At 34.2% G+C, this 8,497-nt stretch carries 6 protein-coding genes; 2 read left to right on the top strand and 4 right to left on the bottom strand.

The annotated features are described in order from the left end of the window. Window positions 1–30: 30 nt before the first annotated feature. From ACTXGU_RS18605 to ACTXGU_RS18590, 4 genes are all read right to left on the bottom strand, one after another. Complete coding sequence (locus ACTXGU_RS18605) at window positions 31–1,041, bottom strand: AI-2E family transporter (RefSeq protein WP_443483023.1); 1,011 nt, start codon at window positions 1,039–1,041, stop codon at window positions 31–33. 76 nt (window positions 1,042–1,117) lie between these two features. Further along, window positions 1,118–2,344, bottom strand: coding sequence for a cation:proton antiporter (locus ACTXGU_RS18600; RefSeq protein ID WP_443483022.1), 1,227 nt, complete (start codon window positions 2,342–2,344; stop codon window positions 1,118–1,120). Then, window positions 2,344–2,850, bottom strand: coding sequence for a cation:proton antiporter regulatory subunit (locus ACTXGU_RS18595; RefSeq protein ID WP_443483021.1), 507 nt, complete (start codon window positions 2,848–2,850; stop codon window positions 2,344–2,346). The genes ACTXGU_RS18600 and ACTXGU_RS18595 overlap by 1 nt, the downstream gene beginning before the upstream one ends. Window positions 2,851–2,873: 23 nt before the next feature. Next, entirely contained in the window at window positions 2,874–3,437 is a 564-nt protein-coding gene (locus ACTXGU_RS18590; protein ID WP_443483020.1) for a tyrosine-type recombinase/integrase, read from the bottom strand. 1,099 nt (window positions 3,438–4,536) lie between these two features. Between ACTXGU_RS18590 and ACTXGU_RS18585 the strand changes: the two genes are divergently transcribed. Together ACTXGU_RS18585 and ACTXGU_RS18580 are read left to right on the top strand one after the other, a co-directional pair. Then, entirely contained in the window at window positions 4,537–5,868 is a 1,332-nt protein-coding gene (locus ACTXGU_RS18585) for a hemolysin family protein (protein ID WP_443483019.1), read from the top strand. 272 nt (window positions 5,869–6,140) lie between these two features. Next, window positions 6,141–8,240 carry a transglycosylase domain-containing protein gene (locus ACTXGU_RS18580; protein WP_443483018.1) on the top strand — a complete coding sequence of 700 codons (2,100 nt, stop codon included), beginning with the start codon at window positions 6,141–6,143 and terminating at the stop codon, window positions 8,238–8,240. The last annotated feature ends 257 nt before the right edge of the window (window positions 8,241–8,497 follow it).

The raw sequence follows: 8,497 nt of genomic DNA, 5'->3' as shown, positions 1-8,497 counted from the left end.
GGATAAGTTAATCCAAAGTACACCCTTTTTTTATTTTTCGGTCTCGATGCTTTTCACTTGCAGAATATCAAGAAGGAAAACAAATACTGGAATCCCGATAATTAACCCCCATACTCCAAAGAAATGCTCAGAAAAAATGAGGACGATAAATGTAAAGAAAACGGGTAAATCTGTTTTAGAAGACATTAATTTAGGATTAAGAATATAGGCTTCTAGTGCATGAATAATACAGACAAAAATAATAATGATAATAACATACACATAGCCGCCGATTGTGTATCCGATCGTTAACAGGGGGATAAGCGAAATGATAACACCTGCTACTGGGATAAGCCCTAATAAAAATACTAAAATACATAAACCAAGCAGTTGTGGAAAATCAAGAATCCATAAACCAATGGTTGTTAAGATACAATTAACTAATGCAATGATAAATTGTGCTTCTAAAACTTTTCCGAAAGTTAATACGAATTTTTTTCCGAAAAACTCTATTTCGTTATAAAAGGCTGCTATTTTGCTTTTTTTGAAATTTTCTTTATATTTTATTAATCGTGGTTTCTCTAATAAAAAGAAAAAGCTTAATATAATCGCTAGCATAAATTGTATGCCAATTGCACTGATATCAGTAAAGTATTTTACAACTAAACCGAGCCCTTGTTCCAGATAGCTGTTGATATCACTGTCTTTAATGGCGTTTACAATATAATTAAGGACAGCGTTATCGTGCGGCCTTGTATAAAAATCGATGAGCTGTCTAATTAATGAAGTTATTTCTTCTATTAATATTGGCAAATATTTTACGAAGCTATAAGATAATAGCCCGATAATAGCTAAGTAGAGCACACTAACTATGATATTCCTTTTAATGGAAATTCTTTTGGAAATAATTTTTTCTAATCGATCCATTAAAAAGGAAAGTATAAAGGTAAAAAGCATTAAATTAACCATGCTTCTTAATAGATAGATTCCTAAAATGATTAATGCAAAGATGCTAATCCGCTTTAAGCTTTTACTCGATATTATTTTGTTCACTAATTCCACAGCATGTTCCCCTTATCTTTATATGTTATCTTCTTTTATTTTACCTTAAAAACAAGTATAAATAACTAAAAAAGATTTAAGAAATGTCTTCTGCTGTTTTTTTTGCCGGTTTCGGTTTTTTCCATTTGAAAATTTTATTTAAAAAATGAAAAATTTTCGAAGATTCTTTTGTTAATAAAGGTCCTAAAATGGCAAGAATTAGTACATATAATGCGGAAAAAGGCTTTAACATGGGAAGGAGTCCACCTGCAATACCTAAATTTGCTACAATAATGGAAAATTCGCCTCTTGAAACGATAGTAAGACCAATATTGGAAGATGCCTTATGCGATAATCCAGACCTACGGCCAGCAATCATTCCTGCTATAAAGTTTCCAACGATGGTGAGGATAACGGCTCCAAGTGTAAACCAAATTGCCCCGCCAAGCTCAAAAGGATCAATGGTTAAACCAAAGCTAAAAAAGAAGATGGCACCAAAGAAATCACGGAATGGAACGACCATTTGTTCAATTCTATGACTGTGTTCTGTTTCAGAAAAAACAAGCCCTAACAAAAGTGCACCAATTGCTTCGGCAACATGAATAGTTTCTGAAAATCCTGAAATGAAAAATAAGGAAGCAAACACTACAATAATAAATATCTCATTGGAAGTAATGTCTAACAGTTTGTTTAATAATGGAGTTGCTTTTCTAGCGACGATAAAAAACAGCAGCATATATCCTAATGCTGTACCAATGCTTACAAGCGTACCGATTAAAGAGGTAGAGTCCCCTAGTACAAGACCAGAAATGACAGATAAATAAACGGCAAGGAAAATATCTTCGAACATAATAATGCCAAGGATTAATTCTGTTTCTGCATTTCCTGTTCTTCTTAAATCAACTAGTACTTTCGCGACGATGGCACTGGAGGAAATAGTGATAATTCCAGCGATAATAAGAACTTCTAATATTTTGAATCCATTTAAGACCCCATATAAAAGGCCTAAAGAGAAATTAATAAGGATATAAATGGTACCGCCTGTGACAATAGAACGTCCTGATTTAATTAATTTTCCCACTGAGAATTCAAGGCCTAAATAAAATAAAAGGAAAAGTACGCCGATGCGACCCATAAAATTGATAATTTCTGCACTCTCAATAAAGCGTAGATCAATAATCCCGAAATGGGGGGCATGTGGTCCGACTAACATTCCGACGATTATTAAAAAAGGGATAATGGAAAATTTTAGTTTACCCGCAACGATTGCAGCCAATGCTACAAGAAGTAGTGCGGTTCCTACTTCAAATACTAAATGATCCATTAAGTTTCACCTCCGGCATTTCGTGAAAGAAGTTCTAAAATAAGCTTTTTAAGCGATTGTCTTTCTCCAGAAATTACTAATGTATCTCCTGCTTCAATAACTGTTTCAGGTCCAGGGCTTAACATTTTTTCTGTATTTTTTTTCATGATGGCAATCACATTTACGTTATATTTATTGCGAATATCGCTATTTCCGATTGTTTGGTTGACTACTTTTGATCCAGATTCTACTTTATACCATTCGATTATTAAATCATTAAAAGCGACTTCTATTGTTTCCAATGCTTTAGGCTTATATGCCATGCCGCCTAAAATACCTGCAATTTGTCTTGATTCTATATCATTAAATACAACACAAGAAATACTCTCTTCATGATCATCGTCATCGAAATGAAACACTTCTCTTCTTCCGTCATCATGAATAACGATGACAACTTTATCATTGTTTTTTGTAACTAATTCATACTTTTGTCCAATACCTGGTAATGCAATTTCTCTAATGTTCATCTGTATATCCTCCTAAAAATGGCTTATAAATTAACGTCAATTCGTGGAATCGAATGTTCCTCTTTTGTTATTCCTAAGAAGTTGTATGTTTCTTGTTTTGTAGAGTGATTAAAACGCTTTTGCAGCAAAGATATCGCAACACCACGTTTATATGCATGGTATCCAAATGTTTTGCGCATAGAGTGAGTGCCGATTTTTGCTTCCAGCCCGATTGCTTCTGCAGCTTGGTGAATAATTCGATATGCTTGTTGCCTGCTTATGTGATGATCTGTTTTTTTTGACTGAAACAAATAGTTGTCTTGTGCTAAACAAGTCGTTTGCACATAATGCAAGATCGCTTTTTGAACTTTTTGATTTAAATAGATGTTATTTTCTTCTTTGCAGTGATCTTTATTTATTTTGTAAAAATCTTTAATAGTTTTTCCGTTAAAAAGATCTTTAACACGAATATCCAAAAGTTCGGTAATGGTTAATCCGGTATTAATGCCTAAAACAAATAGTAGATAATCTCTCTCGGAGATCTTTTTTAAATACCGCTTCATGCTGTTAATTTGTTTAATATCTTTTATTGCCTCCACAAATTCCATGTAAGCATCTCCTTTTATTTATGTTACTCATTATGGTGAATATCAAGTGATGAGTAACATAAGTTAATTATAATGGATTCAATAAAAACGTCAATTAATATGATGTAAGGGTTTTTGAAAGGCTGTTTTCTCAAAGTTTTGTTTTTACGTAATAAAATGGGAGAAGAAGTACTCAGCAGACGGAATACACGTAGACTCCTGTGGGAATGCGAGAAAGACGAGACCCCACAGGAGCGTATGCGAGGCCACTGAAGAAGTGTTTTATTATATAAATTATAGGTAAAAACCTTATATTTAGTAGGATAAAAATGGTACAGAGAGTTTGAAAACGACTATCATGTTGGTTAGGAGAGGCGTCCGCACGACTCCTGCGGGATTAGAGAGAAAGACGAGACCCCACAGGACCACAGGAGCAAAGCGACGAGGAGGCTCGGCGCTCGCCCCGCGGAAAGCGTGTGGTAAGCCTCGGAAAACCGAACGAAAACCTCGGATTGCTTGGATTGTTACTATCTTTATTTCATAGCATCCACTTTTTCAGTGACCTTAGCGTATGCGACGAGGAGGCTCGACGCTCGCCCACGGAAAGCGAAGTGTATTTGGGCTGCGCGTTTAAAAGCAACAATCTATACGAAAACAGCCTCTCAAAAAGATAAGGATAAAGTTTTTTTCTTGAATATAGTGAAGTGAAGCCTATATAATTTAATGGTAATACTAAAACGTGATGATTAGGGGTGAAACCATGGGGATGTGAAATTAATATATGGAGAAGCAGCAAGAATAACAGATGTGACTAAAGTAAACCATTGTTTGTTAAACAACCCTTGGTCTTCTGCTAAGCTGAACGTTCTAGTGCAAAATATTATAAAAGTGGATAAACAAGCAAATTTCATTTAAGCATGTAAACAGATAATAATTATCTTCAATGGATATAACCACCACCTTTATAATTAAGAACTGAAATACTTATTGTAGAACATAAAAAAAGGGAAGTTACAAATACTATGTCTAATAGTATTTTTCTAATACAAACTTTGTTGCTTCTGTTAAATTAAATTTGTTTTAAAATATCAGGAGGTGTAAGCCTTTTATAGGCTGGTTATTGGAAATTTTTAATTTGCTTTTGTTTGTCATTTTAATAGCATTAACAGGTTTTTTTGTTGCAACAGAGTTTGCGATTGTAAAGGTAAGAACCTCTAGGATTGATCAATTAGTTGCTGAAGGGAAAAAAGGTGCATTAGCAGCTAAAAGAGTAACAACTCATTTAGATGAATATTTATCTGCATGTCAGCTCGGAATAACAGTGACTGCTTTAGGGTTAGGATGGATAGGGGAACCAACAGTAGTTGCTATATTAGAACCACTATTTAAACAATTCGAGCTGTCTGAATCTGTTTCTCATCTTATTTCTTTCATTATTTCATTTCTTGTTGTTACTTATATTCATGTAGTTGTAGGAGAATTAGCACCAAAAACAGTAGCTATTCAAAAAGCTGAATCGGTTACTCTACTATTTTCTCCGCCAATTATTTTGTTTTATCGCATTCTATATCCGTTTATTTGGCTGTTAAATGGTTCGGCTAGAGTATTATCAGGTTTATTTGGACTAAAACCAGCGTCAGAGCATGATTTGGCACACTCAGAAGAAGAGCTGCGGATCTTATTGTCTGAGAGTTATAAAAGTGGAGAAATTAATAAAAATGAGTTAAATTATGTAAATAACATCTTTGAATTTGATGAAAGAATAGCAAAAGAAATTATGGTTCCTCGTACGGAAATGGTAACCATTAATATTGATCATACTTTTGACGAGATAATGAATATTTTGGAAGAAGAAAATTATACTCGATATCCAGTAGTAAATGGAGATAAAGATAATGTATTAGGATTAATCAATATAAGAGAATTTTTAACAGCTAAAATTCAAAATAAGGACCAACTTCAAGTGGAAGAATATATGAAACCAATTATTCGGGTAATTGAAACGATTCCTATTCGTGAATTGCTGATTAAAATGCAAAAAGAAAGAACGCATATGGCGATTTTACTTGATGAATACGGTGGAACTTCAGGTATAGTGACAGCCGAAGATATTTTAGAAGAAATAGTTGGAGATATCCGTGATGAATTTGATGAGGATGAAGTGGCAGATATCCGAAAAATGAATGAAGACCATTACATTGTAAGCGGAAAAGTTTTAATCAACGAAGTAAACGACCTTCTTGGAACAAACTTAGAAGAAGAAGAAGTCGATACAATTGGAGGATGGTTCTTAACGAATAACTTTGATGCAGTAGAAGGCGAAGAAATTATAGAGGAAGGTTATGTCTTCAGGTTAAAAAGTATCGAAGAACATCATATTCATTTTATTGAAATAATGAAAAGTTTTGATGAAAATAATCCAATGTACGCAGAAGTTCAAGCAGGAGAATAACAGATCAGGCTGCGAGTTTAAAAGCAACAACCTCAGCCATTTAAAAAAGCTGCCAAAAGGTATCAATCCTTTTCGGCAGCTTTTTTGCTCTTTAAAATAACGGACTAAATGAAAAAAAGAAACAAATAATAATGGAAAAGATTAATTCTTGAATTTATGGAAAAAAGAGCATATAGTTTTTTTAGAAAACGTCTCTGTTTTGCTGAATAGAAAAAGTGATGTGTCATCTCATTAGGAAGCATGAAGATAAAAAGTAAAGGATAGATAGTTGAATGGAAAAAATAAACCCCTATTTAAAGAATATCCGTTGTTTTTGGAAAAGAAGACATATCACGCAAATTGCCCTCTTAGTCCTTTTATTAGTTGTTCTACTTTCCATTTTATATTTTACGTATTTAGCTTCTCAGGCCAATGTTAGTTCATTAAAAGCCGGTCTTAGCCAAGCTGCAGTTATATATGATAAAAATGGAGAAGAAGCAACAAAGATAAAAACGGATCGAACGGAAGCAATAACATTAAAAGACTTGCCGGATTATGTCCCGGAAGCAGTTGTCGCAATCGAGGATGAAAGGTTTTATAAGCATCATGGTTTTGATGTAAAAGGAATTGCTCGCGCCTTCTTTAAAAATCTGCTTGCCGGAAGAATAACAGGCGGAGGAAGTACGATTACACAACAGTTAACAAAAAATGCATTGCTTTCATCGGAGCAAACATACAAACGTAAAGCAGAAGAGTTGTTTTTAGCAGTAGAGATTGAAAAACATTATAAAAAAGATGAGATTCTGCAAATGTATTTAAATCATGTTTATTTTGGCAGTGGGGCTTGGGGAATCAGTTCTGCTTCTCAAAAATATTTTCATAAAAATATTCAAGACGTTTCAATAAGCGAGGCTGCACTGCTTGCAGGATTATTGCAGGCACCGTCTGCTTTAGATCCATACGAAAACTATGATGGTGCTGTAAAAAGGCGGAATGTTGTATTACGTAAAATGAAAGAGCAGCAAATAATTACAAATGAGGAGTATAAAGAAGCATTAGCTGAAAAAATAACGCTAAAAGATGGCGGAGGAACATTTATTAAAAGAGAGTATCCTTATTTTGTTGATGCAGTAATAGACGAAGCAATATCTAAATATGGACTAACACAGGATGAGTTATTAAAAAGAGGATATAAAATTTACACCGAAATGGATCAAAATTTGCAGGCAACCCTTGAGAAAACATTTGCAAGAGATTCATTATTCCCATCGAGCTCGGATGGCACATTAGTGCAAGGAGGAGCTGTATTATTGGATCCGGAAACTGGCGGTGTAAGAGGTATGGTTGGAGGCAGAGGAGAACATGTTTTCCGTGGTTTTAACAGAGCGACACAAATACAGGCACAGCCTGGATCAACAATAAAACCTTTAGCTGTATACACACCTGCATTAGAAGAAGGATATAAAACAACCTCAATTTTGCAGGATAAACCTTTTAAAAAGGGTGATTATAAGCCCCAGAATTTCACTAAAACATATAAAGGTGAAGTTCCGATGTATGAAGCATTGGAGCAATCATTAAATGTACCGGCTGTTTGGTTATTAGATCAAATAGGTTTGAAGAATGGGTTGAATTCTTTAGAACGCTTTGGCATTCCATTAGAAAAAGAAGATGAATATTTAGGCATCGCTTTAGGCGGAATGCGTAAAGGTGTTTCACCGTTAGAAATGGCAGAAGCGTATTCCACCTTTCCAAATGAAGGAGTAAGAATGGAGAGTCATTTAATAACAAAAATTGTCGGGCCTACAGGCAATGTATTAGCAGAGTATAAACCGATATCAACAAACGTTACCTCAAAAAAAGTAACAGATGATATTACCTCCATGTTATTAGACGTGATAAAGTCAGGAACGGGGCAAGGAGCTAAAGTGACAGGATTTCAAATTGCCGGAAAAACAGGTTCCACACAACTGCCATTTCCTAACGTTTCCGGTACAAAAGATCAATGGTTTGTCGGATATACGCCGAACTTGGTTGGCGCCATGTGGTTAGGGTATGATAAAACAGACCGAACGCATTATTTGCAAAGTAAAAGCTCAGGGGATGTTGTCCCTATTTTTAAAACAATGATGGATCAGGCTGTCCAATATGTAGAGCCAGAAAATTTCCACGTATTATCAGTTAGTGATCAATTAAAAAATGATGGAGAAAAGAAACAGCGTCTAGAAGATACAAAAAAAGCGATAAAAGAAACAGCGAAGGAAATGGAAAAAACAATTAAAGAGAAATCTTCAAACTGGGATTGGGATCAAGTAGTTGGAGAGATGAAAAAAGACGCAAAAAATGCAAATGAGAAAGTAAAAAATAAGGTGAAAGAAATAATTGGGAACTAAAAAGAATAAGCATCCTAAAGTGTGATTTTGGGATGCTTATTTTGAAAAAGGTGTGATAAAACTAATAGCATAAAATTTAATAAATAAATATAGTAGTAGATACTATTGGAGTTTTAGGGAGAGAATCTTCATGCTTTTTCTTAAAAGTTGGAGAAAAACTACTGAACTTACAAGATTGTAATCGTTTTCTTGATAAATTTTTTCCTCTATGAAAATAGCATTTCATAGTTTCATCTGCTATAATAATTTAGTTGGTA

The organism is Niallia sp. 01092 (assembly GCF_052318935.1).
Classification (GTDB): domain Bacteria; phylum Bacillota; class Bacilli; order Bacillales; family Cytobacillaceae; genus Niallia.
Note: the sequence above shows the minus strand (reverse complement) of the source record. Positions and strands in the feature narration are given on the sequence as shown.